The organism is Anaeromyxobacter sp. Fw109-5, assembly GCF_000017505.1.
Taxonomy (GTDB): Bacteria; Myxococcota; Myxococcia; order Myxococcales; family Anaeromyxobacteraceae; genus Anaeromyxobacter.
In genome coordinates, this window is record NC_009675.1 from 1,212,291 (window position 1) to 1,238,694 (window position 26,404).

At 71.9% G+C, this 26,404-nt stretch carries 23 protein-coding genes, 1 tRNA gene and 1 pseudogene; 16 read left to right on the forward strand and 9 right to left on the reverse strand.

What is annotated here, in order from left to right; translation table 11 throughout:
• Window positions 1-162 precede the first annotated feature (162 nt).
• The 12 genes from ANAE109_RS05455 (at window position 163) to ANAE109_RS05510 (ending at window position 15,711) form a co-directional block, all read left to right on the forward strand.
• Window positions 163-1,701: a DUF2397 domain-containing protein gene (locus ANAE109_RS05455; protein WP_158305868.1), complete on the forward strand. Its 1,539-nt coding sequence runs from the start codon at window positions 163-165 to the stop codon at window positions 1,699-1,701.
• Window positions 1,698-3,005 carry a TIGR02678 family protein gene (locus tag ANAE109_RS05460; protein WP_011985387.1) on the forward strand — a complete coding sequence of 436 codons (1,308 nt, stop codon included), beginning with the start codon at window positions 1,698-1,700 and terminating at the stop codon, window positions 3,003-3,005. Before ANAE109_RS05455 ends, ANAE109_RS05460 begins: the two co-directional genes overlap by 4 nt.
• Window positions 3,002-7,165, forward strand: a complete 4,164-nt coding sequence (locus tag ANAE109_RS05465; protein WP_011985388.1) for an SbcC/MukB-like Walker B domain-containing protein — start codon at window positions 3,002-3,004, stop codon at window positions 7,163-7,165. The genes ANAE109_RS05460 and ANAE109_RS05465 overlap by 4 nt, the downstream gene beginning before the upstream one ends.
• Window positions 7,162-8,502 (forward strand): DUF2399 domain-containing protein, encoded by a 1,341-nt coding sequence (locus ANAE109_RS05470; protein ID WP_011985389.1) that lies wholly within the window; start codon window positions 7,162-7,164, stop codon window positions 8,500-8,502. Before ANAE109_RS05465 ends, ANAE109_RS05470 begins: the two co-directional genes overlap by 4 nt.
• 267 nt (window positions 8,503-8,769) lie before the next feature.
• On the forward strand, window positions 8,770-9,948 hold the full coding sequence (locus ANAE109_RS05475; RefSeq protein ID WP_011985390.1) for an IS256-like element ISAnsp14 family transposase: 1,179 nt from the start codon (window positions 8,770-8,772) through the stop codon (window positions 9,946-9,948).
• Entirely contained in the window at window positions 9,945-10,307 is a 363-nt protein-coding gene (locus tag ANAE109_RS23280; protein ID WP_049768523.1) for a DUF6572 domain-containing protein, read from the forward strand. Before ANAE109_RS05475 ends, ANAE109_RS23280 begins: the two co-directional genes overlap by 4 nt.
• Before the next feature lie 120 nt (window positions 10,308-10,427).
• The gene (locus ANAE109_RS05485; RefSeq protein ID WP_011985392.1) at window positions 10,428-11,180 is read left to right on the forward strand and encodes a uracil-DNA glycosylase family protein; all 753 of its coding nucleotides are present in this window, start codon (window positions 10,428-10,430) and stop codon (window positions 11,178-11,180) included.
• A gap of 890 nt (window positions 11,181-12,070) precedes the next feature.
• Window positions 12,071-13,432 carry a hypothetical protein gene (locus tag ANAE109_RS05490; protein ID WP_041448140.1) on the forward strand — a complete coding sequence of 454 codons (1,362 nt, stop codon included), beginning with the start codon at window positions 12,071-12,073 and terminating at the stop codon, window positions 13,430-13,432.
• A 262-nt stretch (window positions 13,433-13,694) separates the two neighbouring features.
• Window positions 13,695-13,874 (forward strand): hypothetical protein, encoded by a 180-nt coding sequence (locus ANAE109_RS05495; RefSeq protein ID WP_041448141.1) that lies wholly within the window; start codon window positions 13,695-13,697, stop codon window positions 13,872-13,874.
• Complete coding sequence (locus tag ANAE109_RS05500; RefSeq protein ID WP_011985395.1) at window positions 13,874-14,122, forward strand: AlpA family transcriptional regulator; 249 nt, start codon at window positions 13,874-13,876, stop codon at window positions 14,120-14,122. The genes ANAE109_RS05495 and ANAE109_RS05500 overlap by 1 nt, the downstream gene beginning before the upstream one ends.
• Window positions 14,122-15,039 (forward strand): hypothetical protein, encoded by a 918-nt coding sequence (locus ANAE109_RS05505; RefSeq protein WP_011985396.1) that lies wholly within the window; start codon window positions 14,122-14,124, stop codon window positions 15,037-15,039. The genes ANAE109_RS05500 and ANAE109_RS05505 overlap by 1 nt, the downstream gene beginning before the upstream one ends.
• Entirely contained in the window at window positions 15,040-15,711 is a 672-nt protein-coding gene (locus ANAE109_RS05510) for an ATP-binding protein (protein ID WP_011985397.1), read from the forward strand.
• 323 nt (window positions 15,712-16,034) lie between these two features.
• Here ANAE109_RS05510 and ANAE109_RS05515 read toward each other — a convergent pair whose 3' ends face one another.
• Window positions 16,035-16,949 carry a restriction endonuclease gene (locus ANAE109_RS05515; RefSeq protein WP_011985398.1) on the reverse strand — a complete coding sequence of 305 codons (915 nt, stop codon included), beginning with the start codon at window positions 16,947-16,949 and terminating at the stop codon, window positions 16,035-16,037.
• A 539-nt stretch (window positions 16,950-17,488) separates the two neighbouring features.
• On the opposite strand from ANAE109_RS05515, the gene ANAE109_RS05520 reads away from it, so the two are divergent.
• Window positions 17,489-18,511, forward strand: coding sequence for an abortive infection family protein (locus ANAE109_RS05520; protein WP_011985399.1), 1,023 nt, complete (start codon window positions 17,489-17,491; stop codon window positions 18,509-18,511).
• A 163-nt stretch (window positions 18,512-18,674) separates the two neighbouring features.
• Window positions 18,675-19,394: a hypothetical protein gene (locus ANAE109_RS23285; RefSeq protein WP_049768525.1), complete on the forward strand. Its 720-nt coding sequence runs from the start codon at window positions 18,675-18,677 to the stop codon at window positions 19,392-19,394.
• 59 nt (window positions 19,395-19,453) lie between these two features.
• On the opposite strand, the gene ANAE109_RS05530 is transcribed toward ANAE109_RS23285, so the two are convergent.
• From ANAE109_RS05530 to ANAE109_RS05560, 7 genes are all read right to left on the reverse strand, one after another.
• Complete coding sequence (locus ANAE109_RS05530; protein WP_011985401.1) at window positions 19,454-19,996, reverse strand: hypothetical protein; 543 nt, start codon at window positions 19,994-19,996, stop codon at window positions 19,454-19,456.
• Window positions 19,997-20,093: 97 nt separating this feature from the next.
• Window positions 20,094-20,167, reverse strand: a tRNA-Pro gene (locus ANAE109_RS05535).
• A gap of 303 nt (window positions 20,168-20,470) precedes the next feature.
• Window positions 20,471-21,028 (reverse strand): hydrolase, encoded by a 558-nt coding sequence (locus tag ANAE109_RS05540; RefSeq protein WP_011985402.1) that lies wholly within the window; start codon window positions 21,026-21,028, stop codon window positions 20,471-20,473.
• A gap of 57 nt (window positions 21,029-21,085) precedes the next feature.
• Window positions 21,086-22,738, reverse strand: coding sequence for a thiamine pyrophosphate-binding protein (locus ANAE109_RS05545; RefSeq protein WP_011985403.1), 1,653 nt, complete (start codon window positions 22,736-22,738; stop codon window positions 21,086-21,088).
• A 95-nt stretch (window positions 22,739-22,833) separates the two neighbouring features.
• A complete protein-coding gene (locus ANAE109_RS05550) occupies window positions 22,834-23,136 on the reverse strand; it encodes a YfhL family 4Fe-4S dicluster ferredoxin (RefSeq protein ID WP_011985404.1) in 303 nt (100 codons plus the stop codon).
• A gap of 181 nt (window positions 23,137-23,317) precedes the next feature.
• Entirely contained in the window at window positions 23,318-23,506 is a 189-nt protein-coding gene (locus tag ANAE109_RS05555) for a YfhL family 4Fe-4S dicluster ferredoxin (protein ID WP_011985405.1), read from the reverse strand.
• Window positions 23,507-23,647: 141 nt separating this feature from the next.
• The gene (locus ANAE109_RS05560) at window positions 23,648-24,028 is read right to left on the reverse strand and encodes a hypothetical protein (RefSeq protein WP_011985406.1); all 381 of its coding nucleotides are present in this window, start codon (window positions 24,026-24,028) and stop codon (window positions 23,648-23,650) included.
• A 69-nt stretch (window positions 24,029-24,097) separates the two neighbouring features.
• Here ANAE109_RS05560 and ANAE109_RS05565 point away from each other — a divergent pair.
• Both ANAE109_RS05565 and ANAE109_RS25215 read left to right on the forward strand, forming a co-directional pair.
• Window positions 24,098-24,724: pseudogene (locus ANAE109_RS05565) on the forward strand (SAM-dependent methyltransferase); the annotation flags it as partial.
• 291 nt (window positions 24,725-25,015) lie between these two features.
• Window positions 25,016-25,156: a hypothetical protein gene (locus ANAE109_RS25215; RefSeq protein WP_158305869.1), complete on the forward strand. Its 141-nt coding sequence runs from the start codon at window positions 25,016-25,018 to the stop codon at window positions 25,154-25,156.
• Here ANAE109_RS25215 and tyrS read toward each other — a convergent pair.
• Entirely contained in the window at window positions 25,153-26,403 is a 1,251-nt protein-coding gene (gene tyrS / locus ANAE109_RS05570; RefSeq protein ID WP_011985408.1) for a tyrosine--tRNA ligase, read from the reverse strand. The two genes, ANAE109_RS25215 and tyrS, sit on opposite strands and share 4 nt — an antisense overlap.
• Window position 26,404: the final 1 nt, after the last annotated feature.

The following is a 26,404-nucleotide window of genomic DNA, read 5'->3' on the forward strand; positions in this document are numbered from 1 at the left end:
TGCCTTTTCTGCAAGCGCGCGGCTGTGCCCGGGCGCCGATCCGCTGCGGGGGGGGACTCGCAGTCGAGCTTCAGCGACTCCGTGTCCGCCCCGTTTGCTACGGTGAAGGCGGGGGGTTCTGCGCCGATCGCGAGGATGGCGCCGCGGTGCACCCTCGCACGCATGGCGATCCGGGACGACACGACAACTGAGTCGCTCGTCGCGTCGGTCACCGACGCGCGGACGGCGCTGGTCTACCTCGTCGTCCGCGAGTCCGATCAGTACGTCGCGGTCATGGATGCGCTCGAGTCGTCGATCACCGACCTCACCCCGCGCGAGGTCGGCTCGCGGGTCCGGGCGGCGACGGGCCTCGCGCTCGAGGACGCGGTGGTGGAAGCTCGCCTCGACAAGCTCCGGGACTGGGGAGCAGTGTCGGCCCGGACCGACGCCTCCCGGATCCTGAGGCACGCGGACCTGCTCGCCCGGAACTGGCGCTACACGGCGACGCCCGTCGGACGCCAGGTCCAGCGGTTCTACCGGGAGGTCCTCGCCGGTACGCCGACCGTTCGCGAGATCCCGCTCTCGAGCCTCGCCCGCGTCGTCGAGACGGCCGAGGCGCTCGTCGGATCCACCCAGCTCGGCCCGGACACGGCGGGGCTCGTCGGGCAGCTTTTCGTCAACCACGACGACCTCGACTCGGCGCTCGTCGGCGCCGAGGACAACCTTGCCGCCCTCGTCGACCGGTTCGACCTGGACGAGGAGTCGACCGCCGAGCTCAAGTCGCTCCTGGTCGGGTACGCCACGCACGTGGCCGTCGAGCTGGGACGTGGCTCGGCGCGCGCGCACCGCGCGCTCGTCGCGCTGCGCGGCCGGTTCCCCGAGCTCGCCGCTGCGGCGGTCCGTGCTTCGGATGCGCGTGCGCTGATCGAGCGCGGTGCGATCGGAGCGTCGCGCGGTGGCACCGTCGAGGACTGGAGCGCGCTCCTCGCGTGGTTAGATCCCGACTCCGGACGCTCGGAACGTTTCGCCCTGAGGCTCGTGCGCGCCCTGCCGGGCATGCACGTCAACCTGCGCCGGCTCCACACGTCGTCTGGAACCGCGACGAACCGCAGCCGTGCGCTCGCGCTCGCGCGTGCCTGTGCGCACCCGACGCTGGGCACGGCGGTTCTCCTCGCCGCGCTCGGCGACCACCCGTGGCGAAAGCTGTACGCCGAGGCGCCGGACGCCGATCTCCCTCGCGTGCGCTCGTGGCGCGACAGCCCGCGGGTCGACGTGCCGGAGCTCCTCCGGCTCACCGGGCGCGCCGGGGCTCGCGGGCGCGCGCCCGCCGCCCGCGACGACGCTGCGGCGCGGAGCGCGGTGGCCCAGGCACGTGCGAAACGAATGGCCGAGCACGCCGCGGCCATCGAGGAAGTGCTGATCGCGGGGGCGGGAGCGTCGCTCTCCGAGCGGGCGGCTCGGGTCGCGCTGGCGGCGCTCACCGCCGCCGCGAGGGCGAGGAGCGACGGCGGGCGCCGGGTCGCGGTCCACGACGGGCTCGGATGCACGCTCTTCCACACCGGCGCCGGCCTGGGGTGTGTCGTCGCACCGACGTGGCGCGTCCTCACGCCGGGACGCGTTCCGGTGTTTCATCTTCCGACCGAGACCGCCCGCGCGCCCGAGGTGGCCGTGCGCCACGAAGACGACCAGCCGCGGATCGTGCTCGCGGGCGGTGCGACATGAGCGAATCGGATCGCCTCGACGTCGCGGGGGGAGCGAACGGTGGCCCCGATGACGAGCCGCGCTCGAGCGAGCACTCCCGGCGCCGGCGCTGGGCGCCGGAGGCCAGCACCGAGACGGCCGCGGTGCTTCGGCTGCTCGCCGTGCGGCCCTGGCTTGTGTCGGGACGCGACGACGAAGGGATCGCGGCCGTCCGACGGAACCTCCCGGCCGTCCGCGATGCGCTTTCGCGGCTCGGGTGGGTTCTCGTCGTCGAGCGCGACCTCGTGCGCCTGCGCAAGTCGCCGCCGGCGCGCCTCGGAGCGTGGGCGGCGGATGGTCCGACGCCGCTCCAAGCGTCCTGGTTCTTCCTGCTCGTCGCCGGTGCCGAGTCCGTCGCGCCGCGCGTCGGACTCGCGCAGCTCGTGGCCGCCGCGCGCGCCGCAGCGGCCGAAGCCGGCCTTCCCGTGACGCACGACATCGCGGAGCGTCGAGCGATCGTGCGCGCCCTGCGCATGCTCGACGAACGCGCCGTCGTCGTGCAGGTGGACGGTGAGCTCGATGGCTTCATCGAGGACGAGGACGCGCCCGTGCTGCTCGCCGTCCATCACGCGCGGCTCGCGCACGTCATCGCGAACTTCGGCCCGGGAGATCCCGCGGAGGACCCCGCGGCGTGGCTCGAGCGAGTCGAGCGCGAGCCGGACCCCGCCCGCAGGATGCGCAGGCGGCTCGTCGACGACGCCGTCGTGCACGTCGTCGATCTAGACCCCGCCGAGTCGGACTGGCTGTCACGGCGCGTGCGTGGCGACGACGGCGCGCCGCTCGCGATGGCGTTCGGCCTCAGGGTGGAACGGCGGGCCGAGGGCGCTGCGTTCGTGGTTCCCGAGGAGGCGTTCCGGCATCTCCACGAGCTCGGGCCCGTCGCGTTCCCCGCTCCCGGAACCGTGCCTCACGCGGCCCTCCTGCTCTCGCAGGCCGCCTCGCTGAAGGGGGCGCTCGGCTCCACGACGGAAGGGCCGGGACCGGGCTGGAGAGGGCTCCGCGAGGACGACGTCGTCGAGGAGCTCCGGCGTCTCGCGGGGTCGCGCGCCGACGGTCGCGGTGGCTGGCGGCGCGAGCTGGCGGACGATCCGCGGCGGCTCGCGGAAGCGGTGCAGGGTCTCCTCTGGGCCCTCGATCTCGTCCGCCTGGGCGCGAACGGCGGAGGCGGCACGTGGTGGTGGTTCTCGCCGGCGACCGCGCGGTGGTCCGCGCCACCGGACCCGAAGGCGAGCAAGCGCGCGGAGGCGCTCGCGTTCGACTTCGATACCGATGGGAGCTCGGAATGAACGCTGCGCCGCAGATGCCGGAGGTCGCCGCGCCGAAGGGGCAGGCGGGCGCGCCGGACAGGTTCGGGCGCCGGTGGCGTCTCGTCGGCGCTGGCCTGAGCAACGTCTGGCGCTTCGGAGATCTCGAGCTGCCGGCAGCGAGCGGGCGGCTCCTGCTCCGCGGGTTGAACGGGACCGGGAAGACGACCGCGCTCGAGGCGCTCTGGCCGTACCTGCTCGACCTGAACGCGACGCGGCTCGCGGCGGGCAAGGCGCGGCCGACGAGCCTCTCGTCGCTCATGCGAGAGGGGGCGGCCGGCAAGCGCCGGTTCGGGTACGCATGGCTGACGCTCTGCGGTCCCGGGGACGAGGGCGTCTGGTCGTACGGCGTGAGGCTCCAGTTCTCCGAAGGCGGATCGCCGCCCGTCCGCGTCGTCCCGTTCGCGGTGCCGGGCCGCCCGCTTCACGACCTCGCGCTCTACGTCGAGGGGAGGACGCCGCTCACGGCGGAGCAGTTCGAGCACGAGGTCATCCGCTGCCGCGGGCAGGTCTTCGCGGACGAGGACGCGTACGTGGCGCACCTCTCCGCCCGCCTGTTCGCCGTGGCAAACACCGAGCCGGTGATCACGCTCGCGACACGGCTCCGGCAGGTACGCAACCCGACGTTGCTCGGGGAGGTGTCACCGCAGGCCGCGGCGGACGCCCTCCGCGAGTCGCTGCCCGGCGTGGCGGACGAAGTCGTCGCCGCGACCGCCGAAGCGCTGGCCGAGTCGGAGTCGACACGGCAGGCGTTCGCGAAGGACCGGGAGGCGTCGGAGCTGCTCGGCGAGTTCGGTGCGGCGTGGTGCGCGCACGCGGCGGAGGTCGTCACGGGCGCGCACTCCGCGGCGCTCGAGGCCGCGAAGAAGGTGCGCGCGTGTCAGGGGCAGCTCAAGACGCGCGGCACCGAACACGAGAAGGCGCACGCCGAGCTCGAGACGGCCGCGTCGGCCGTCCGGCGCCTCGAAGGCGCCGTGGCGGACGCGGAGGCCGAGGTCCGAGCGCTCGAGGCCCACCAGGCGTACCAGGATGCGGGGCGGCTCGCCGACCTCAGGACCACGCTCGACGTCCGCGCTCGGGCGAGCGACGCCGCGGCCAGAGCGATGCAGGGAGCGGCGCGGGCCGCCGTGTCGCGAGGCGAGTCGCTCCGCCGCGAGCTCGACAACCTCATCGAGGACGTGAACGAGTGCGTGGCCGACGCGGTCGAGGGGGGGAGCACGCGCCGGCCGCCGATCCTGTCGTGGACCGACGCTCCACGGCCGGTGCTTCGCGCGGGTGCGGTGACGGCGGACGCGGGTCCCGAGCTCGTGATCCACGGCACTCCGGATCTCCTGAAGACCACCGCCGCCTCCTGGAACGAGACCGCCGACGCCCGCGCGCGAGAGTCGGACGCGGCGGCGCTCGCGCTCTCCGACCGCAGGACGGCGCAAGTGGCCGAGGCGGCGGCCGTGGAAGCGGACCGCGCCGCGCGTGAGGCCGCGGCGACCGCGGACGCGGCCGTCGCAAGGGCGGAACGCGCGGGCGCAGCGGCGCGCGAGGAGAGCGCGGCGCTCCTGACCGCGGTCGCGGCGTGGACGCAGGCGAACTCGCGCCTCGCGATGCCGGCTGGCATCGCTGGCGGCGAGGAGCGGCCGGAGGAGGCGCAGGACGAGGGATGGTTGCGGTCGGACGTCGACGAGCTCGCGACCGCGGAGCCGGGACAGGTGCTCGCGACCTGCGAAGGATGGCAGAGGGAGGCGCAGCAACGCGCCGAGGCAATGGCTGCCGAGCTCCGCAGCCGGTCGCAGGCGGAGGCCGGCGCGGCGCGCGACCTTCGCCGCGACGCGGCGGCGCTCCGCGCCGAGGCGCGCGAGCTTCGGCAGGGTCGGCTGCTGCCGCTTCCGAGGCCGGAGTGGGCGGGCGCCGGTGATGACGAGGTCGCCCTCGGCTCGGCGCTCGAGTGGCAGCCCACGTTCGGCGACGAGCGGGAGCGAGCGCTCCTCGAGGAGGTCTTCGCTTCCGCGGGGCTCCTCGGCGCGACGCTGAGCCCCGGCGGCGCCTCCTCGCCGGCGTGGCGGGTCGACGCCCTGGGGCGCGAGGTCGCCCCGAGCCTCGCGAATGTCGTCGCCGTGGATCCGGAGCACCCCCTCTCCGGCGCGGCGGCCGCCGTCCTCGCGCGCATCGCGCTCGCGCCCACTGCCGACGTGCCCTCGTGCGACGAGGCGGGCTTGATCGTCGGACGCGACGGCACCTTCCGCGCGGGTGTCCTCCATGGGCGTGTTCCAGGCGCGGCCGATCCGGCGAAGCTGGTTTCATCCCGGCATGTCGGCGCGCGCCGGCGGAGGGCGGCCGCGCTCCGGAAGGCGGAGGAGCTCGACGCGCAGGCGGTCGAGATCGAGCGACAGGCCGCCGAGCGGGAGGGGCGCTCGACTCAGCTCCGAGCGGAGGCGGACGGGATCTCGACCTCCTCCCGGAGGTTTCCGCCGACGGCCCACCTCCGCGCCGCCGAGTCGAAGCGTGCGGCGCTCGTGAGCGCCGCGCGCGAGGCGCAGGACCACGCGAGCGAGGCTCGGACCCGCGGCGACGAAGCGCATGCGAATGCGCGCCAGGAGCTCGCGGCGTGGGTCGAGCGGACTCGCGCCGTCGGGCTCCCGGCCGAGCTGCCCCGCCTCGAGCGGATGCGCGATGGAGGAGCCGCTGCGGCAAGCCGCCTGCGACTCGGCGCGACGCGCCTCGCGAAACTCGCGGACCGGCTCGCCGGCGTCATCGCCCGGCGGCCCGTCGGGGAGGTGGAGGACCTCGAGCGATTCGAGGCCGTCGCGTGCGAGGCGTTTAGAGAGGCCGCAGACACGAGAACGGCCGTCGAGGTTCTCGAGCAGACCGCGGGCGCCGCGATCGCGGACGTTCTCGCGCGGCACGAGGCCGCGCAGAAGCGGCTCGCACCGCTGCGGCTCGAGCTCAACCCGGCGCGCAAGACTCAGCTCGAGGCCGTGCAGCGAGAGACCGCGGCGCGGCACGCGCTCGATGAGGCCGGGCGCAAGCTGCGCGACGCGGAGCCCGGGGCGGCGGAGGCGCTCGGCGCCCTGCGTGCGCTGCTCGAGGTTCCCGGCGTCGCGGACGCGGTCCTCGATGGCGAGCCGCCCAGGAACGACGAGTCGCTTCTCCGACAGGTGGAGTCCAAGCTTCGGGACCGCCGGACGATCACGAAGAAGACGCTCCGCGAGCGCGCCGACACCGTTCGAGCTGGGCTCGCGGGGACGTGGTCGCTCGATCCGGGCGAGGACCACGGTGAGCTGCTCACGTGGGTCCTCACGCATCGCGACGAATCGTACACGCCGACGCAGGCGGCCGCGCACGCCGCGACCCTGCGCCGCCGCGCCGAGCAGGCCCTCCAGGCGACGGAGGAGAGGGCGCTCCGGGAGTTCGTCCTCGGTCGCCTTCCGGGAGCGATCGGCACGGCCTGGACACGGCTCCACGACTGGGTGTCCGAGGTGAACCGGAAGATGCGCTCCGCGTCGGCGTCGTCGGGCGTCGGCGTGCAGGTTCGGGTGCCGCGGCGCGGCGGCGACGATCTCTCGGCCGCCTCGAAAACCGTGCTCGAGCTCGCCTGCGAGGTGTCCGACGCGGAGCGCACGCCCGACCAGCAGCGGTGCCTCGGGGAGGCGCTGCAGGCGCTCCTCGCCGCGGCGCCGGGCGAGACGATGCAGCAGCGCGTCGCCTCGGCCGTGGACGTCCGGGAGTGGGTGGACCTCGAGTACGAGATCACCCGGCCCGGCGGCAAGTCGCAGCGCTGGAACTCGAAGACCGGTTTGTCCGGAGGTGAGCGCCGCCTCGTCGTGCTCGCCCCCATGCTGGCGGCCATCGCGGCGGCGTACGATCGGTTCGGACCGCAGGTGCTGCGCATCGTTCCGCTCGACGAGGTTCCGGCGGAAGTCGATGAGCGCGGGCGCGAAGGCCTGGCGCGGTACATCGCCGCGCTCGACCTCGATCTCGTCTGTACGAGCTATCTGTGGGACGGGTGTCCCGGGGCGTGGGACGGGATCGACGCCCACGACCTGGAAGCGGGACCGGACGGCACGGTCGTCGCCTTCCCGATGCTCGTGCGCGGACTCGCCGCGATCCCGGAGCTGGGACGGACGCCCGCGCCGGAGCGGCGGTCATGAACGGCTGCCGCCTGTGCGGCGGCGCGTGCGTCGGTGCCGACCTCGGGCCGCTGTTGGTCCCGCGCCTCGCGTGGCTGTGGGAGCAGGTCGCGGCGGCGGCGGATCGGCGTGGCGACCCGGCGCTCGCGTCTGGGATCCTGGACATCCGCGCGCCGACTGAGCCGGACCCGCGCGCCGCCGCCGGCGGACTCCTTGGAGGACGCGGGCTCAGGGCCGGTCAGTCGCGGCGAGTGGACCTGTCGGATCTCGCTGACAGGCTGCGCGTGCGGGGCCCGCTCCTCACCCCCGGTGCCGTCGCCGCGCACGCGATGGGGCGCGCGCTCGCCACGCGGGCGAGGGCGGAAGCGGACCGGACCGACGGCGAGCGGCGCCTTTACGAGGCGTTCGTGGAGACGCTGTCGGCGAAGTCGCCGCGCGTCGCGGGTGGCCTTGACCGCGAGGTCGTCTGGGCGGCCCTGCGGCGCAACGGCTGGGTCGCGAGGCTCCTCTCCGCGCCGGACGCGTCCTCGCTGCTCCAGCGCGTGAACGGCGTGTTGGCGGCCCTCCCTCCGGACACGGCTTGCGTCGATCGCCGCAGGCTCGCGTCCGACGTGACCGGAGATCCTCACGGCCTCGACGGTGGGACCCCGTTGGCTGGCCTGACGCTCGCGATCCTGGCGGCGAGCGGAACAATAATGCCACGGCAGCGACCGCGTTCCGCGTGGGCCGAAATCGGCGTGGAGTGCGACGACGTAACGGGTGGTCTTGTCGCCGTTGGGATGATCCCGGAGGGCTGGAACGTACCCGCTGGTGCGGCGATCACACTCTCGCCGCGTGTTCTGAGTCGCTGCGAGTGGCCGCGAACGGGGGAGGGCGAGCGATGGGTCTTCGTTACCGAGAACCCGTCCGTCGCTGCGGCGGCTGCGGATTTGGCGGACGACTGTGACGTCCGGCTTCTCTGTACGGACGGTACTCCGTCGCGACGCGAGATCGACGCCATCGCTCGACTCGCGGCTGCCGGGTGGCGCGTCGCCGTGCGAGCGGACTTCGACGAGGCAGGCCTCGGACACGTCGCGGCGGTGCTCGCGGCGGTTCCCGCGGCGACGCCATGGAGGATGGCGGCCGGGGACTATCTCTCAAGCGTTCCGGCGGACGTCGCCGCTGGCACCAGGCTCGATGTTGATCGCTTGCCCGAGGCGCCGTGGGACGCACGCCTCACCGAGACGATGCGCGCGACAGGCGCGGCAGCGTACGAGGAGGCGCTCCTTCCTTTATTGATGCAAGACCTCCGCGTCGGAGCGCCACCGGCGATGGACGGCGCCGAAGCTCCGGCGATAACGGCGGCGCCGACTCCGTAGTCAGGGCGTCAGCTGTAGCCGCCTTCATTCCGCATGCGCGAGGCGCAGAAGGCTCTGGACAGTCTGTACAAGGCGTTCGAGAAGTTCGGGCGATAGTCGGCTTTCCGCAGGCTGGTGCAGGCCAGGCGGGCGCCCGGAATGCCGTCGCGTTCGTGTCCCTAAGATTGTGTGAAACGGAAAGTCGCGGAGGGTGAAGAGAGAAGGGAAGCTCCTCGAAACCAGTAGTGAACAGGGCCTCGCTTGGCGGCGAGGTCGAGGAGCCTTCCCATGAACGAGGTTGCCGAGCTTGAGCTGCCCACGCAAGAGAACGTCCAGGCCGATCTGCGAACCGTCTTCCAGGGGGCCGTCCGGCTCGCGCTGGAGACGGTGCTGGAAGAGGTCGTCCGGGACATGATCGGCGCCCGCCGCTGGCAGCGTCTCGGCTCGCGAAAGGACTTGCGGAACGGCACGTACCTGCGGCGCCTGCTCACGACCATGGGCGCGATCGACCTGGCGGTGCCGAGGACCCGCGAGAACGGCTCGCCGATCGACGTAGTCGGTCGCTACCGCCGGCGCGCCGCCGAGGTCGACGCCGGCATCGTGAGCGCCTACGTCTCCGGCGCGTCGACCCGCGACGTCGGCAGGATCACCGAGGCGCTGATGGGCGAGCAGGTGAGCCGCTCGACCGTGAGCCGGGTGACGAAGACGCTGGACGAGAAGGTGAACGAGCTCCGCAAGGCGCCGATCGCTGGCCCGATCCCGTACCTGTTCCTCGACGCCACCTTCCTCGACGCCCGCTGGGCGCGGACGGTCGAGAACGTCTCTGCGCTCGTCGCGTACGGCATCGGCCTGGACGGCAAGCGGCAGCTTCTCGCCGTGACCATCGGCGCGGAGGAGTCCGAGGACTCGTGGAGCGACCTCCTGGCGCAGCTCACCGAGCGGGGCCTCTCGGGCGTCCACCTCGTCGTCGCGGACGCCCACGCCGGCCTCGCGAAGGCGGTCCGCAAGCACATCCCCGAGGCGCCGCTCCAGCGGTGCACGGTCCACCTCCAGCGGAACGTGCTCGCGAAGGCGCCCCAGCGCCTCCGAGCGCGGCTGGCGAAGGCCGTCACGCACGTATTCGAGGCACCGAGCAAGGCGGAGGCGAAGAAGCGGGTCGAGGCGCTCGCCGCTGGCCTTGGCAGGCAGGTGCCGGAGGCGATCGCGTGCCTCGAGGCCGGCTTCGAGGCGGCGACTCACTTCTACGCCTTCCCCCGCGAGCACTGGCACCGCATACGCTCGACGAACGGGCTTGAGCGGCTCCACGGCGAGATCAAGCGCCGCACGCGGGCGGTGGGCGCCTTCCCGGACCGGGCCAGCGCCCTCCGGCTCGTCACCGCCGTCGCGCTCCAGGTCACCGCCATCTGGAGCGACCGCCGCTACCTCGACATGGACCTGCTCCCGGAATCGATGCAGTTTGCGGCGTGACCCAGTACGCGAGGCGCTACATGAGCATTGCCGAAACCGACTCCATCGACATCGTCGCCGCACGTCCAGACAGCGACGTCGTGCAGTTGGTGATCGCAGATCACCTCGCGTGGGACGACATCGACGCCCACACTCGCCAGCTCCAAGCAAAGATCAACACGTACATCGCCTTCGTCGAGTCGGGCCAGCTGTCCAGGCTGAAGGAGCCAGCCATCCCGCCGTCACCCATCATCCGCATCGTGATCGCGGCGCAGCACACGCCACCGACGGCCGCCTCAGACTTCCTGGACCGCGCACGCGCGTTCCTGGCCGGAATCAACATCGGGCTGGAGGTGAACGCGAAGTACAGCGGGGAGTAGGGCTGCACCGAAGCGAGCGAGGAGCTTCACCGCGCGTACGTCTTACACATCACTCGGGACTTGACCAGCGTCGCAGCGCAGCACGCCTTTTCAGTCAGGTCGTTCAGGTAGTCTGAGACCATGAACGCCACCGAACAGCTTCGCCGAGACATCCTCCGCGAGTACGCCGCCAGCGTCGGCCTGCCCGCAAACGCGAACTACATCAGCGGTGCGCCGCTCCGCCCGGTGGTGCCGCTCGACACCGGCAGCGAGGTCTTCATCATCGGCGCGTACCCTTCCGCGCGGTTCGGCGTGATGAACGGCGAGCGCGACGTCCCCATGGCCGACAATCTCGGGCCGTTCGAGCCGGAGCGGTACTACGACGGTGAGCGCGTGCGGGAGCAGAACTCGGCGGCAGAACTGGAGAAGGGCTACCTCGCGCCCCTCGGGATCGAGCGCGACAGGTGCTGGGTCACGGACCTGGTGAAGGTCTTCCTGTTCAAGGAGGGCCACCGCGACAAGTACGCCAGGCTCGGTGGCACGCCGCCCGCGGGCTACGAGCGCGAGAAGTTCGAGGAGCTCGGGGACAAGTCTCTCCGCTGGATCGAGGACGAACTGAAGCTGTCGAAGCCGAAGCTCGTCATCACGCTAGGCGCCGAGGTGGCGGGCATCGTCACGAGGACCAGCGGCGTCGCCGCACGGACTCGGCTCCTCGGTGGAGACGTTCGACGCCTGCGGATCGGCGACGTGGAGGTCGACGTCGCCCACCTCCCGCACCCCGGCATCGTCATGCGCGAGGCGAAGGACGCCGGCGCGGCGACGAACCCGTGGCCCGAGCGGAACAAGGGGTTCGTGGCCGTTCTTGGTACCTGGCTACGTGACCAAGGGTGCTGACGCCAGCGGAAGCGGGCAACTTGGAGCACCGCGTTCCGGGCTTCTAGTCTAAGTCGAGTCTCCGCCCTGGAGCCAGGTTGCGCCGCGTATCGACCGTAGGCGAGCGACGCGCTGGAGGCGCGCGGGCCGGGCGAGACTCAGGCGGAGGAACGGGCTCGATATCCGGAGGCGGGGCTCCCGTCGTGATCGTGCGTAGGAGCCACGTCCTCGGCTCCCACCGATGTTGGCACGAGGCGCACCGGAACCAGGGGCGCGTCGGAACCCCCTGACCATCGACTACCAACATCCCGCGGCGTCCATCGAATCCCTCGGCAAGGTTGTAGCTGTACGTGATGTTCACCTGGAGGGCTTCGTGGCGGCACTTCGGGCAGCGGGGCATCCCCACCGTCTACCAGACCACCGCCCAAGGCGCTCCATCTCGCACTGGGACTGCGGTTCGCGTCTACTCCTCGTCGCCGGCGTGGAACACGACGCGGATCCGGACGGTGCGTGTTTTGATCATCGGCGTGGAGGTCACGCGCGAACGCCGACATGGCGCCGCCGCGGGTAGGCGCGTGCTGTGTGAGAAGGCGAAGTTGGCACGGGGGAAATGGCAACCCCAGGGCAACTTTCGGCTCGCGGCGGCTCAAAGAAGAAGCCCCCGAAGCAGCCGCTTTCGCGAGCAACCTCGGGGGCTTCCGTTGTCGGGGCGACTGGATTTGAACCAGCGACCACTTGCACCCCAAGCCCGACGTCGCCCAACGAGCAAAGGCCGTCCCTGCTGAGGTCGGTGCGCTTTCGCTGAATCCACAGCGTTTCCACGCGTGTTCCACATTGCCTCACGATGTCTCGTCGTGCTAGCCGGGACGCACCACAAGCGCACCACGAGCGCACCACGCGACGAGGCGGGCATGAAGCACATCGAGCTGACGAGCGAATGGCTCGACAACTGGCGACCGGCGCGCATCCAGGAAGTCGCCGACCGGGGCACGAGGGGCCTCTCCGTGCGATGCGGCCCGACCGGGAAGAAGGTCTTCTACACCTGGGTGAACGAGCTCGCCGACCCCGCCGCCATCACGAGGAAGGACGGGGCGGCGCCGCGCCGGTACCGCCGCCGCCGCCTGCCGCTCGGAGAGTTCCCGATGCTCTCGCTCGCGGGCGCGCGCAAGATGCTCCACGACCGCCGGGAGACGCGCGCGCAGGCGACGTACAACGCGACGGTCGGAAGGCTGCTCGACCTCTTCATCGAGCGCGGGCAGGCGTCGGAGTACACGGCGGACCTCCTCAAGAAGCACGTCGCGCCGATCCGGTCCCTCGTCGCCGTCACCCTCCCGCCCCCGACGTTGCCCGACCTCGTCGCGAAGGTGCAGAAGGGCTACGTGGACGAGAAGGGACGCGCGGTGGGCGGCCCCGCTGTGGCGGACAAGGTCCGCGGCGGGCTGCGGAGCCTGTTCGGCTGGGCGCAGCGGCAGGGGCACTTCCCGGCCGATCGGCCCCTCCCGACCCTCGGCCTCGTCCGCGAGGACTTCAAGGGGATCGGCTGGCAGGCTCGCGAGCGCAGCCCGTCGGAGGGCGAGCTGCACCGGCTGTTCGCCGCGCTCGGCATCGGAGCCGCGGAGCACCTTGAGATCGACCTCGCGGTGAGCCCGCGTATCCCGCTCGCATCGCGGCTCGCGGTTCTCCTGCTCATGCACGTTCCCGTCCGCAGCGGGGTCGGCCTCCTCGCGCAGCCGGCGGACGCCGCGGACTTGGACCGCGGCGTCCTGCGCTGGGCCACGCACAAGGGCAAGCGCGACGACACGATCGAGACCCCTCTCAGCGCGACCGCAAAGGAGATCGTCCAGCGGCTGCGGAAGCTCCCCGGTGGCGCGACCTGGCTCATTCCGAGCCCGGAGGATCCGACGCAGCCGATCGATACGAAGGCCCTGGCCCGCCTCTTCGCTCGCCTCCAGGCGCCCGGACGCGACGGGAAGCCGCCCCGCGTCGCCCCGGACAAGGGGAAGGAGCCCTTCGTGCCGCACACGCTCCGGGCCCTGTGGTCGTCGCTCGCGGGCGATCTCGGGATCCACGACGGCGTCGCGGTGCGGGTCATCGGTCACAAGCCGGAGGGGGCGTCGGCGGCGCAGAGGTTCTACGACCACTCCCTCCGGCTCGACCTCCAGCGCGAGGCCGTCGAGCGCGTGAGCGCGGAGCTGGAGCGGATCCGCAGGCGCGAGGTCGCGAAGACGGCCGCCGCGCTTCCGCTCCGCCGTCACGCGGTCGGAGCCGGATAGCGCGTCGCAACGGCGACCCTGCGGTCGTTCACCATGCCCCGGCACGCAGTAATTGGGGTGGTGTCACACCATTGTTGTATCCATTGCAGAGCGGAGGCAGAGCAGGGCGCGGGCCCGATTCGTCCGGTCGGATTACTCGCGAGCACGCAGGTGGACGGGACATAGCAGGACGCGGGCCCAGCTCTCCGGCTGGACTACTCGCGGGCACGAGGATCCCACCGGGATCCTCCATCGCCCGCGGGTTGCGGGCGGAGAGGCAGAAATGGCTCGCAAGACCCAGCCGCAGGGTAAGCAGCAGCACGCGGCGACCATCCTCATCGACTCCGAGCTGAGGCGGCGTGCCCGCTACTTCCAGGCGGAGCGCGGCGTCTCGTTCGCGACGGTCGTCCGGCTCGCGCTGACCGAGTACCTCGGCCGCGCGGGCAACGAGGTGCGCTCGTGATGGCGAACCGCTCGGCTGCGGCGGCGCCCCGTCACTACCTGACGCGGGCCGACGTGTGCCGTCGCTGGAACATCTCCCGCGCGACGTCCTACCGGATGCAGGCGGACGGCTACCTCCGTCCGCCCGTGAAGCTCGGCCCCGGCATCGCGCGGTGGTCGCTCGCCGAGATCGAGGAGATCGAGGCGCGAGCCGCCGAGGACCGCTCGGCGGGCGTGGCGAACGCCGCGCCCGCCACGGAGCGCGAGTGATGGCGCTCGGTCACGCCGGCCGGAACCGCGCCGGCTTCCTCGCGATCCCCCGCGAGTGGTTCTCGGCCGTCGCGCGCGGCGACATCACGGTCGAGCAGCTCGGGATCCTCGTCCTGGTGGCGAGCGAAGGGAACTGGGCCGCCGCGACGACGGTGTTGGCGAAGGACGGCACCCGCTACGGCGTCGGCATCGGCGAGACGCTGCTCGGCCGCCGAAAGTTCGCCGCGCGCTACGGTCTCGGGAAGGGCGGCAGAGAGCGGGTGACGCGCGCGCTCCGCCGGGGCGAGGCGCTCGGGATCATGTCCATCACCGCGGCCGAGCCCGCGCCACCCGCAGCCCCTAGCTCCACGCCACCCGGTGCGCCACCCGCCGCACCACCCCCGACGCTCGTCAAGTTCAGGAACGACGCGGAGATCCTGTTCCCTGCCATCGAGCCGGCACCACTCTTCGCACCGCCGCCCGCGCCTCTCCCCGCACCTGCGTCCACCCCGATCCAAGAAGGGAACAACGGAACAACGAACATCCCGTCGCCGTCGCCTGCGGCTCGCGGCACCAGGAGCACCACTAAGGCGCGGAAGGAACCCGACCCGCGCCACCGCGCGCTCACCGACCGGCTCGTCGCCGTCTTCGCGGAGCTGCGCGGCGTCCCCTACGGCTTTCACGGGGGCAAGGACGGCAGGGCCGTCGCCGAGCTGCTCCGACTCTCGGGCGGCGACCCCGGCGCCGTCGAGGCCCGGTGGCGACGCGCCCTCGCGATGGGCGACCGCTTCCCTGGGTGCGGGTCGCTCTCGGCCCTCGCGAGCCGCTGGAACGACCTCGCGACGGCCGGCGCCGCTCGGCCGAGCGGAATCGCAAGCCGCAACGCCCCCCAGCCGCCCAGCACCCAGTTCACCACCACGTTCGCGGAGGTCAGCTAGATGGCCGAGCACACCTTCATGAACCCGGAGATCGGGGAGTGGGCCAAGCGCGTCATGGCGCGCGCCGAGGACCCGCAGTACCAAGAGAACGTCCGCCGTCTCGCCGCGGAAGACGCCGAGATCGCCGAGGCCCACGCCGACTTCGCGCGGCGGCGCAGGTTCGTCGAGGGCAGCGTCCCGCAGGCCTTCTGGGAGTCCGTGCAGAACCCCGACAACACGGAGGCGCTCGCGGCCGTGAGGCACCACCTCGCAGTCGCCCCGCCGGAGTGCGTCTTCCTCTCGCTGGCCGGCCCGCGCGGGCGCGGGAAGTCGACGGCGCTCGCATGGGCCGTGACCGAGCACGGCGGCCTGTTCGTCGAGGCCCACGCGCTCGTACGCCTCGGGATGTTCGATCGGATCTGGCGCGACGCCCCGGACGTTCCTGTTCTCGCCCTGGACGAGATCGGCGCCGAGTACCTGAACGACGGCTACCGGGCCTCGCTGTACGAGCTGCTCAACAGGCGGTTCTCGAACAACCGCAAGACGATCATCGCGACGAACCTGGACGCCGCCGCGTTCAAGGCGCGGTACTGCCCGGACGCGAACGATCGGCTCGCCGAGCGGATCGCCAAGGGCGGGCGCTGGGTCAACCTGCCCGGTGAGTCGATGCGCCGGAACTGGCGGGAGGTCTAGGTTCGCGGCGGTGACGCCAGCCAAGGGCGCCGCCCCACATTCGTTATAAGCTATTAGTGAAAATTCGGAGAATCGTAGCGAACGGCCGCGGTGCGAGCAGCTCAGCGCGGTCGGGGCGGCCGCCCAGTTTCCGGGGGGGGGGGGGACTGGGGGCCGACGGGGGGGGGGGCGTGTCGTCCCCGCTCACGCTGGCCGAGCCCGGTCCGGGCGGCGCCGGCTACGAACTGGGCCGGGAGGCTGCCCGGCGGGGTGGTGGAAGGGGAAGGTGTGGGAACGGAGGCCGCTGCTGCGCGCGAGGCCCAGCCCCGCCCGGCCGCCGCCGGCTACTCCTCGGAGAAGTAGTCGCTGTCGACGCGCTTCACCGCGTACGTCTCGACCGTGTTCACGCCGACGTCGTGGTCCACCATGAGGCCGGCCAGGGTCGCGCCGTCGATGAGGATGATCTTCGCCTCGATCTGCCCCACGTACTCCCGAGCCTCCTTCGAGAACGCCGATGTCGTGATGAAGACGCCCTTTCGCCCGCGCCGGCCGAGGAGGCTGCCCGCGAACCCCTGGATGTCGGGCCGGCCCACGGTGTTCTGCCACCGCTTCGCCTGGACGTAGATTGCGTCCAGGCCGAGCTTGTCCTCCTTGATGACGCCGTCGATCCCGCCGTCGCCCGTCCGCCCGAGCGCCTCTCCGGCATCCGCGATGGTGCCGCCGTAGCCCATCTTGACGAGCAGCTCGATCACGAGCTTCTCGAAGAACTGCGGCGAGGCGGTCTTCACGGCCGCGAGCACGTCGGCCTCGGTCTTCTGCCGGATGCGCCGGTAGGCGACTTCGAGTTGCTCCTCGGGCGTCTCGGTCGGGTCCGTCGAGGGCGAGAAGCTGCTCTCGTCGACGTCGCCGTTGTGGCGCAGGGTGAGGAACTCGCGGAACGGCTCGAACCGCTCCAAGTAGCTCTTCGTGATCTCCCTCGGGCGCTCCGTCAGGACGGAGCGGCCCTCCTTGGTGATCTGGTACACGCCGCGCCTCACGGAGGAGATGAGGCCGGCCTTGTCGAGGTACGTCTTCGCCCAGCCGACGCGATTGTCGAACACGCTCTGCTTGCCGCTCGGCAGCATCTCCGCGCGCTCCTGGGCGGTGAGGTTGAACTCCGCCGCGAGGCGATCTCGGACGTCGCGAACGTGGTGTTCGTCGCCGTCGCCGACGGCTCGCAGCAGGGGCAGCATGAACGACTCGTAGTCCGGTACCGGCATGGGACGACTCTAGCGCACGCCGGCGGAGGCACGCCTGTCGGGATACGAGCCATCCGCCCTGTGCGCACCGTTGCCGTCGCCCGGCACGGTGATGGCGATCGTGGTCGCGTTGCTGTGGCGGCGAGGTCTGCGCCGCGATGCACGGCAAGCGCATCGCGCGGTTCCGACCTGTTAACGTGTGGATCGACCACTTGCTCACCAGGCAGGTGACGCGGTAACTGGGCCGTGTTTTTGTGGGTTTAGCTGCTCGTGGTGCGCCGCGTGGTGCGTTCGCAGGTGAGGAAAGGTTAGCAGCCGGCGGGGGACCTTGGTGACGTGCCGCAGCAGCTCGTTCGCGGGCGCGCCGCTCGTGGACGGGTGCGGTCCCGGCGCCGACCGGAGGCCAGCACGGCCCGATCTAGAATCGCGCCGTGCTGATCCTCTACGCGCGGCCCGGCCTGGAAGGGATCGCAGAGCTACTTCCGGCTGGCGACGGTTCGGTTCGTCGGGATCACGTTCCGGCGAACGCTGTGCGCCTCCTGACCGCTCGCGGCGATCGCATGGCGGCCCAGGTTCTCACGAGTGTGCCGTTCGAGGTCAGGGACGCGATCGACGTGTTCGGCGAGACCGTCCCCTTGCTGTACGCGGTCGCGCCCGTGGCGGCATATGAACGGCTGCGCCGAGCTGCCGAGACGCCTTCGGGGGCTCTCGCTTTTCGGCTCATCGCCCAGGTGGCGTGCGAGCTGGGGGTAGACGTCCACTTCGTCGCCGCCGACGTCATGGCCCAGACCGCGGCCGACCTCGCGGAAGCGTCGCGCGCGCTGGCGCCGCTCGAGATCAAGCGGCTCGTGAACCAATGGATCGGCGTCGCCGGGGGCTACCTCGGGGACTTCTCATACAGCACGCACGAGGCGTTCTACGCCGACCTCGGGTTGCCGATCGAGCCGTCGGGCATGGAGGGGACGACGCGCTCGAGGTTCATGCAGATCCTCGCGGCGAACGACCCGCGGACGCAGGCGAAGATCCTCGAGGGGATCCTGGCGAAGTATCCGCCGGGCAGCCCCGTCCCGGACGGAAGCAGCGCGGCCCGCACCCCCGAGATGCACTCCGAGCTCCTCGGCTGGATCTCGCGCCTGCGCGGAACCGATCCGGTTCCGGCTCCTCGCTTGGCGACCACGAGCGCCGTGGTGGAGCGGGCGCTGCGCGACGCCGAGGAGCTGCTCAATCGCAACGGGCCGACGAGCTGCGTGGACCGCGTGCATACGGCCTTGCACGGCTACCTCCGGGAGGTCTGCGGCTCCGCGGGCCTGGACGCACCCGCAGACGCTTCCCTGCCGCTCCTCCTGAAAACTCTGCGGGAGCGACACCCGTCGTTCACGGCGCCTAGCCCGAGGTTCGACGACATCTCGGCGGTGCTCCGGTCGCTCGGGTCGATCGTGGACAAGCTCAACCCGATTCGGAACAACGCGACCGTCGCGCACCCGAACGCCGAGTTGCTGCCGCCGGCCGAGGCGATGCTCGTGGTCAACGCCGTGCGCACCATCCTCCACTACGTCGAGGCCAAGCTCGCGCCGATCGCGTAGTCGTTCGCGGGCGCATCCTGGTGAACGGGGGCGCCGGGTGCGCCGGCAAGCGCGCGCCGTCCCGAGCGCCAGCGATGGGGGGTGCGCTGGCCGGTTCTTTCTAGCAGGCGCGCGCGAAGAACACCGGCGCCGCGCCTCGCCCGGAGGCGAGTATCGTTCGACCATGCCGATCAAGCTCATCGACTCGACGCAGTACCACCTCTGGGCCGATGCGCTTCACGCGCGCCAGCTCGCGCGGACGACGAAGGACGAGTGGGATCGCGGTGCTTACGTCCGCTGGGCTGTGAACACCGCCTGGACGGCGTTCGAGAACTATGCGACCGACCTGCTGTCCGCGCAGGGGCTCGGTATGCGATTCAAGAAGCGGTTCGATGACGCCCTCGCCGCCAACAGGCTGCCGAAGGTCAACTGGGGCAGCGGGGTTTGGCAGCGCGCGCTGGCGGTGTACCAGTTGCGCAAGGACTTCACCCACGTCGCGGCGATCACGAACTCGGCTGTCCTGCGCCCTCCGATTGCGGACGCCGAGAAGGCCATCGAGACGATGAGGGAAGCGGTGAAGGCGCTTGCGGCACACGCGGGTGCTGCCTCTCCTCCGTGGGTCGAGGACGATGGCGCGGCCGGGTTCGGCTCGCGCACCGGCGATTACGCGATCGGCGTGCTCACGATGGCCGGCGCCGATCCCGAGCATCCTGAAACCGTCCGCATCACCTATGTCTGGGAGGGGAAGGAGTACGTCGACCTTTACGCGCCACCCGGCACCGCGTGGGAGCCGCTGCTCGATCGGCTCCAGGGCGCGCTGAACGTCCCCGCGACGGCGATCCGCGCGTACCGCGGGCAGACGCTCCTAAGCGAAAGGCTGCTCAACGCTCGCCGCTCGGAGTAGCGGGCACGACTCCCCCCGCGGTTTCGGGCGGACGAGGCCGGCGCTAGGGTGGTGTCGGCCTACGCCGTCGTGCTCATCGCCCGCGCCGCGGCGTCCGCGTCGATCGCGTCGAACTGCTCCTGCCACCACGCGATCGCCTCGGCGATGACCTCACGCTGATCGCGCCCGACGAACGGCCCGCGCGTCATCGGGTACGAGTACTCGGTCGGAGGTCGCACCGGTACTGTGGAGGGGCGCTCGTCCTCCGTGCCCCACATGGACTTGGGGGAGAACGGCAGCGGATGGATCGTAACGCTCTGGCCCGCGTGCAGGACGTACTCCTTGAGCGCGTCGTTGCGGGCGGCGTGGATGAAGTCCCAGAAGATCACCGGGCACGGCTTCGACGCGAGGATCCCGCGCCACCACGCCTCGATCGCGGCGGCGAGTTCCGGGGACGCGGTGCGGCGCTCGGAGTGAAGGACGTGCCCGACTGCCCGAAGCAGGGCGGAGATCGCGACCCATCGCCAGCGCCACGCCGAGCCGCTGATCCCGTCCGTCAGCTCCGACGCGGCGGTCTTGCAGTCCTCAAGCACCGTCCGCGACGCCTGTGTCTTTTCGATCATCCCGGCCCCCCTCGAGACGCACCACGAAGCGCACCATGCCGGCCGGAAAAGGAACGGCCCGTCACCGAAAACCTACGTGGTGACGGGCCGTTAGGTGTCGGGGCGACTGGATTTGAACCAGCGACCACTTGCACCCCAAGCAAGTGCGCTACCAGGCTGCGCTACGCCCCGGGAACTGCGGGGAGCGGATACGTAGCACCGCGACCGGACAGGGTCAACGGGGGAACGGTGGCGCCCGGCGGGCCGCCCGCTCCGTCGAGCCGCCGGTTCCGCTCGCCCTTCGACAGGCTCAGGGCGAGCGGGGCCTTGGACCGCGCCCTTCGACAGCTCAGGGGGACAGGCCTGGGACCTCACCCTTCGACAGGCTCAGGGTGAGCGGGCGGGCTCGACCAGGGTGGGCGTGCTGGACTTCGGGTGAGTGTGCTGGACTTCGGGTGAGCGGGCTGGACTTCGGCCAGGGCGAGCGGCCGGCGCTCACTTCACGAGCGGCGCCACCTTCCGGAACTCCGGCGTCGCGGCCTCGTGAAGGAGGTCGAAGATCGCGGTCTCCGCGGTGGTCACGATGGCGCCCACCTCCCGGCAGAGCTCGAGGCCGACGCGGCGGTGCTCCTCGGTCCGGCTCGACACGGCGTCCGCGCAGACGTGGACCTCGTAGCCCATCGCCACGAGATCGCGGGTGGTCTGGAACACGCAGACGTGCGTCTCCATCCCGACGATGATGACCTGCCGCCGCCCGGTGCTCTCCAGCGCGGCGGCGAAGCCGGGGTCGGCGCCGCAGGAGAAGCGGGTCTTCTCGAGGGGCGGGGAGGGCAAGAGCTCGCGCAGCTCGGGGAGGGTCCGCCCGAGGCCCTTGGGGTACTGCTCGGTGGCGAGCACCGGCAGCCCCAGCTCCTTCGCCGCGCCGATCATGGCGCGCGCGTACTTCACGAGCCGGGCGAGCGTCTCCTCCGGCATCGCCGGGGTGAGCCTGTCCTGCACGTCCACCACGAGCACCGCGGCCGTGGCCCGGTCCAGCTTCACCTTGCGTCCCATCGCGTCACCTCCGCCGTGCCGCCGCGGGCGCGGCGGACCTTGGTTGGAAACCGAGCCCTAGATCGCGTACCCCGCCGCCCCGCTCGCCGCCGCCGCCTCGGGGTCGATCGCCACGTCCACGCAGTAGACCGTCCCGGACGCGAACGCGCGCTCGAGGGCGGGCACGAGGTCGGCCGGATCCTCCACGTGCTCCCCCTCGCCGCCGAACGCCTCCACCACGCGATCGTAGCGGGTGGGCGCGAGCTTCGTCGCCACGGCGTGGTCGTCGCCGTACAGGCCGCGCTGCGGGACCAGGATCTGTCCCCAGGCGGCGTCGTTGCCGACCACCACCACCATCGGCAGCCCGAAGCGCACCGCGGTCTCGAAGTCGAAGCCGTTCAGGCCGAACGCCCCGTCGCCCTGGATCACGCACACCGGGCGCTCCGGCGCGAGCAGCTTCGCCGCGATCGCGAACGGCGCGCCGACCCCGAGGCAGCCGAGCGGACCGGGGTCGAGCCAGCGCCCGGGCTTCTTCACCTTCAGGACCTTCGCCGCCACCGCGACCACGTTGCCGCCGTCGCCGACGAACGTGACGTCGCCCGCGCGCGACGCGACGGTGTCGAGCGCCTTCGCGAGCCGGAAGTGGTGGATGGGCCGCTGGTCGCTCTCCTCGTACCCCCGCTGCTTCTCGGCGCGCGACGTCTCCTGCTGCCGGAGGAACGCGCGCCACGCCTCGGCGGCGGGCGCGAGCCTCGCGCCCGCCTCGAGCTGCTCGAGCACGCTCCGGGCGTCCCCGACGATGCCCACGTCGATGGGCCGGTTCCGCCCGATCTCGGCGCCGTCCACGTCCACCTGCACGACGCGCGCGCCGGGGGCGAAGGTGGGCTCGGTGCCGTAGCCCACGCGGAAGTCGAGCGGCGTGCCGACGACGACGACCACGTCCGCCTGCGCGAGCGCCTCCTTGCGCGAGAGCTGGAGCGCGGAGGGGTGATCCGGCGGGAGGCAGCCGCGGCCCATCCCGTTCAGGTAGACCGGGATGCCGGTGCGGTCGGCGAGCCGCGCGAGCGCGTCCACGCCGCCGTCCCACCAGACCGAGGAGCCGCCGAGCAGCACCGGCCGCTCCGCGCGAGCGAGGAGCGCGAGCGCCTCCTCGATCTTGCGCGGGTCGCCGGGCATCCGCGCGTCGGTGCGGTAGGAAGCCTGCGCCTCGGCGAGCGCCTCGTCGGCGCCGTTCGAGAGGACGTCCCAGGGGATCTCGAGGAAGACCGGGCCCGGCCGGCCCGCCCGCGCGACGCGGAAGGCCTTCGCGAGGAAGCTCGGCACGAGCTCGGGGGAGGGGATGCGGTCCGACCACTTGGTGATGCCCGCGAAGAGCTGGACCTGCGGCATCTCCTGCAACGAGCCGCGCCCCTGGTTGAACGAGGGCGCGGCGCCGCCGAGGAGCACGAGCGGCACGTTCGCCGCCCAGGCGTTCGCCACGCCGGTCACGGCGTCGGTGACGCCCGGGCCGGCGGTGACGATGGCCACGCCCACGCCGCGGGTGAGCCGGGCCCACGCGTCGGCCGCGTGCGCGGCGGCCTGTTCGTGGCGGGTATCCACGAGCCGAATGCCCTCGTCCACGCAGCCGGCGTAGATCGGCGCGACGTGCAGGCCGGAGAGCGTGAACGCGGTGGTGACGCCCTCCTTGCGCAGCATGCGCGCCACGAGCCGGCCGCCGGTGAGCGTCTCCATCGGTTCTCCCTCGGGAGGATCCACCTAAGACGACGGCGCCCCGCGCGCTGCGAGGGCGGGCGGGGCGCTCTGGACCACAGGCCGGACCGGCCGGGCTACTTGCGGAAGCGCGACAGCTCCGCGGTGAGCTCGGCGAGCGGCGGGAACTGCTTGTCCGGGTGGATGGTCGCGAGGCGCGCGTAGAGCACCTCCTCGGTCTCGCCCTTCTCCTCGTCCGGGATGCAGCAGTCCACCGGGCACACCGCCTGGCACGCCTCCTCGCCGTGGAAGCCGACGCACTCGGTGCAGAGGTTCGGGTCGATGACGTAGATGTCCTCGCCCTGGGTGATCGCGCTGTTCGGGCACTCGGGCTCGCACGCGCCGCAGTTGATGCACTCGTCCGTGATCTTGGTCGCCATCTGATGCTCCTGAGGATGCGGCGCGGGGGCAGCCGCTCTCCGGTCTCATGCCGTCGGGTGCCCGACAGGATACGCGATGCGCCCTCGCTGTCCTGACACCCGGCCGGGCCGTCCCACGAAAAGCGAAGCGCCGGCTCGTCCCCTGGGGACGGCCGGCGCGGGAGTCACCGCCCGAGTCCGCTTACGCGGCGACGCAGCAGTCGACCGGGCAGACCGCGGCGCACGCCGGCGTGTCGTTCTGGCCCTTGCACTCGGTGCACTTCGCAGCCTCGATGACGTACAGGTCATCGGCCTGCGTGATGGCGGTGTTCGGGCACTCGGGCTCGCACGCGCCGCAGTTGATGCACTCTTCCGTGATCTTCAGGGCCATCTCTTCGATCCTCTCGTTTCGCCGTTAGCGAGGCGGTGGGTTGCAGCGACCTTATGCCCTGGCCGCCGCCGCCGAGTCAAGCGTGGCCCCGCGAAATTGTTGGGGAAAATCCAGACCTTTCCAATCGACATTTGCCGCAGGTCAGGACCGATCCGGTCCGCGTTCGGCGCCCGGCCCGACGTGCAGGTGGTCCGATTCGACCTCCTGGGCGAGGCGCGAGAGCACGCGCCCGGCGGCGTAAACGAGCGCAACGCCGGCGATCGCGAGGGCTCCGAGGAGCCGGTCGCGGCGGGCGCGCGCGAGGGCCAGGGCGACCTCCCGGCGGCGGTCGAGCGCGAGCCGCTGCCGCTCGGCGTGCTCCCCGCGGAGCGTCTCGACGAACGAGGCGCCTTCCGCTTGCCCGGTCCTCAGCGCGGCCTTGACCTGCTGATCGAGGACCCGCACGCGCAGGGTCGAGCGGACGGAGACGGCCAGCCCGGCGAGGGCGACGGCGCAGAGCACGGCGGTCTTGGTGCGGGACATGTCGGCTTGACTGCTCTGCGGGAGCGCGCAGGATACCCGCCGCCGCCGGGGGGCGGCAAATCGAGCGCCATGGCCAAGCCCTACGATCCCAAGGACTTCTACTACCGCAAGGCGAAGAAGGAAGGGCTGCGCGCCCGCTCCGCCTTCAAGATCGACGAGATCCTCCGGCGCCACCGACTGCTGAGGAAGGGGCAGGCGGTCCTCGATCTCGGCGCCGCGCCGGGCGGCTTCCTCCAGATCCTGGCGGACGAGGTGGGAGAGACGGGCGTCGCCGTCGGGGTGGACCTCGAGCCCGTCCGCCGCCTGGGCAAGCCGTGGGTGAAGACCGCCATCGTGGACCTGCTCTCGCCCGGCGCGCTCGACCAGATCCGCACCCTGCACGCCGGTCCCTTCCAGCTCGTCACGAGCGACATGGCCCCGAAGACCATCGGGGTGAAGATCACCGACGAGGCGCGCTCGCTCGAGCTCGTGCGGATGGCGCTCGACGTCGCCGAGAAGACGCTCGCGCCGGGCGGCGCCTTCGTGGCGAAGGTCTTCATGGGCGGCGAGTTCCCGGTGCTCAAGAAGGAGCTCCAGGCGCGCTTCGACGAGGTGCACGTCATCCGTCCCGAGGCCGTGCGCGAGTCGAGCTACGAGGTGTACGTGCTGGGGAAGGGGCTCCGGCGGGCGGCCGCGCGCGCTGCCCCGACCGCGAACGCGACCCCGACCCCGACCTCGACCTCGACCTCGACCCCGACCTCGACCTCGACCCCGACCTCGACCTCGACCTCGACCCCGGCCCCGACCCTGACCCAGACCCAGACCCAGACCCCGAAGAAGCCCGCGCGGCGCGCGCCGGCGAAGGCCTCCACCGCCGGGAAGGCGAAGGCGAAGACGGGCGCCTCGCGCCGCACGCGCTGACCCGCCCCCCTAGGGGGCCGATGAGCGCGCCGCGCCCCGGCGGTCCTGGATCCCAAGCCGGCGCCTCCGCGCCGTGGAGGAGGATCGATGCGGCTCTTCGGCTCCGGCGCGGTGGCGGCGGCGTTCACCCTCGCCGGCACCCGCACCACGCGCAGCGGGGTGGTGATCGCCACCTGCCGCGCCGCCGGGGAGCCGAGGTACGGGAGGTACAGCGCCGACGGCACCTAGGCCAGCTTGAGCCGCACGAAGCGGCGCTTGCCCACCTTCACGAGCCACTCGCCCGCGCCCAGCGTCGCCTTCTCGTCCGAGACGCGCTCGCCGTTCACCGAGACGCCGCCCTGGGCGATGAGCCGGCGCGCCTCGCTGCCCGAGGCGACCACCTTGGCGTCGGCGAGGAGCCGCGCGAGAGGCAGGGCGGCCTGGCCGTCGAGCGCGACGGCGCGCTCCTCCACCTCGTCGGGCACCTCGCGGCGGGCGTGCACCTGGGCGAAGTGCTCCTCCGCGCGCGTGGCCGCGTCGGCGCCGTGGAAGCGGGTGACGATCTCCTTGGCCAGCGCGATCTTCGCGTCCTTCGGGTGGCCGGCGCGCAGCGCCGCGATCTCCGCGCTGGTGCGGTCGGAGAGGAGCTCGTAGTAGCGCCACATGAGGTCGTCGCTGACGCTCATGAGCTTTCCGAACTGCTCCTCCGGCGCCTCGGCGACCCCCACGTAGTTGCCGAGCGACTTCGACATCTTGTTGCCGACGATCCGCCGGGACTCCGGATCGAGCTTGGCGTCCAGCCCCTCGAGGATGGGGCCGGTGAGCACGATCTGCGGGGTGAGCTGGTAGTCCGGCATGATGGCGCGGCCGACGAGCAGGTTGAAGAGCTGGTCGGAGGAGCCGAGCTCCACGTCGGCCTTCAGCGCCACCGAGTCGTACGCCTGCGCGAGCGGGTAGAGGAACTCGTGGACGCTGATGGGGACGTTGCCGGTGTAGCGCTTCTTGAAGTCGTCGCGCTCGAGCATGCGCGCGACGGTGTAGCGCGAGGCGAGCCGGATGACGTCGGCGAAGCCCATCGCGCCGAGCCACTCGGAGTTGTAGCGGACCTCCGTCGCGGCCGGGTCGAGGATCTTGAACACCTGCTTCTTGTAGGTCTCCGCGTTCTGCGCGATCTGCTCGGGCGTGAGCGGCGGCCGCGTGGAGTTGCGGCCGGTGGGATCGCCGATGAGCCCCGTGAAGTCGCCGATGAGGAAGATGACGGTGTGCCCGAACTGCTGGAAGCGGCGCATCCGGGAGAGGAGCACCGTGTGGCCGAGGTGCAGGTCCGGGGCGGTCGGATCGAAGCCCGCCTTCACGCGCAGCGGCACGCCCGTGTCGTAGGCCTTCTGCAGCCGCGCGCGGAGATCCTTCTCGACGTGCAGGTCCACCGCGGCGCGGGTGACCTCCTGGAACTGCTCCTCCGGGGTCGCGCTCCTCAGCTTCGCGGTCGAGTCCATC

What these genes read in the sequence shown, in the direction of transcription:
- ANAE109_RS05455 (WP_158305868.1), top strand. Translation starts at nt 163, where the DNA reads ATGGCGATCCGGGACGACACGACAACTGAGTCGCTCGTCGCGTCGGTC.
- ANAE109_RS05460 (WP_011985387.1), top strand. Translation starts at nt 1,698, where the DNA reads ATGAGCGAATCGGATCGCCTCGACGTCGCGGGGGGAGCGAACGGTGGC.
- ANAE109_RS05465 (WP_011985388.1), top strand. Translation starts at nt 3,002, where the DNA reads ATGAACGCTGCGCCGCAGATGCCGGAGGTCGCCGCGCCGAAGGGGCAG.
- ANAE109_RS05470 (WP_011985389.1), top strand. Translation starts at nt 7,162, where the DNA reads ATGAACGGCTGCCGCCTGTGCGGCGGCGCGTGCGTCGGTGCCGACCTC.
- ANAE109_RS05475 (WP_011985390.1), top strand. Translation starts at nt 8,770, where the DNA reads ATGAACGAGGTTGCCGAGCTTGAGCTGCCCACGCAAGAGAACGTCCAG.
- ANAE109_RS05485 (WP_011985392.1), top strand. Translation starts at nt 10,428, where the DNA reads ATGAACGCCACCGAACAGCTTCGCCGAGACATCCTCCGCGAGTACGCC.
- ANAE109_RS05490 (WP_041448140.1), top strand. Translation starts at nt 12,071, where the DNA reads ATGAAGCACATCGAGCTGACGAGCGAATGGCTCGACAACTGGCGACCG.
- ANAE109_RS05495 (WP_041448141.1), top strand. Translation starts at nt 13,695, where the DNA reads ATGGCTCGCAAGACCCAGCCGCAGGGTAAGCAGCAGCACGCGGCGACC.
- ANAE109_RS05500 (WP_011985395.1), top strand. Translation starts at nt 13,874, where the DNA reads ATGGCGAACCGCTCGGCTGCGGCGGCGCCCCGTCACTACCTGACGCGG.
- ANAE109_RS05505 (WP_011985396.1), top strand. Translation starts at nt 14,122, where the DNA reads ATGGCGCTCGGTCACGCCGGCCGGAACCGCGCCGGCTTCCTCGCGATC.
- ANAE109_RS05510 (WP_011985397.1), top strand. Translation starts at nt 15,040, where the DNA reads ATGGCCGAGCACACCTTCATGAACCCGGAGATCGGGGAGTGGGCCAAG.
- ANAE109_RS05515 (WP_011985398.1), bottom strand. Translation starts at nt 16,949, where the DNA reads ATGCCGGTACCGGACTACGAGTCGTTCATGCTGCCCCTGCTGCGAGCC.
- ANAE109_RS05520 (WP_011985399.1), top strand. Translation starts at nt 17,489, where the DNA reads ATGGCGGCCCAGGTTCTCACGAGTGTGCCGTTCGAGGTCAGGGACGCG.
- ANAE109_RS23285 (WP_049768525.1), top strand. Translation starts at nt 18,675, where the DNA reads ATGCCGATCAAGCTCATCGACTCGACGCAGTACCACCTCTGGGCCGAT.
- ANAE109_RS05530 (WP_011985401.1), bottom strand. Translation starts at nt 19,996, where the DNA reads ATGATCGAAAAGACACAGGCGTCGCGGACGGTGCTTGAGGACTGCAAG.
- ANAE109_RS05540 (WP_011985402.1), bottom strand. Translation starts at nt 21,028, where the DNA reads ATGGGACGCAAGGTGAAGCTGGACCGGGCCACGGCCGCGGTGCTCGTG.
- ANAE109_RS05545 (WP_011985403.1), bottom strand. Translation starts at nt 22,738, where the DNA reads ATGGAGACGCTCACCGGCGGCCGGCTCGTGGCGCGCATGCTGCGCAAG.
- ANAE109_RS05550 (WP_011985404.1), bottom strand. Translation starts at nt 23,136, where the DNA reads ATGGCGACCAAGATCACGGACGAGTGCATCAACTGCGGCGCGTGCGAG.
- ANAE109_RS05555 (WP_011985405.1), bottom strand. Translation starts at nt 23,506, where the DNA reads ATGGCCCTGAAGATCACGGAAGAGTGCATCAACTGCGGCGCGTGCGAG.
- ANAE109_RS05560 (WP_011985406.1), bottom strand. Translation starts at nt 24,028, where the DNA reads ATGTCCCGCACCAAGACCGCCGTGCTCTGCGCCGTCGCCCTCGCCGGG.
- ANAE109_RS25215 (WP_158305869.1), top strand. Translation starts at nt 25,016, where the DNA reads ATGCGGCTCTTCGGCTCCGGCGCGGTGGCGGCGGCGTTCACCCTCGCC.
- tyrS (WP_011985408.1), bottom strand. Translation starts at nt 26,403, where the DNA reads ATGGACTCGACCGCGAAGCTGAGGAGCGCGACCCCGGAGGAGCAGTTC.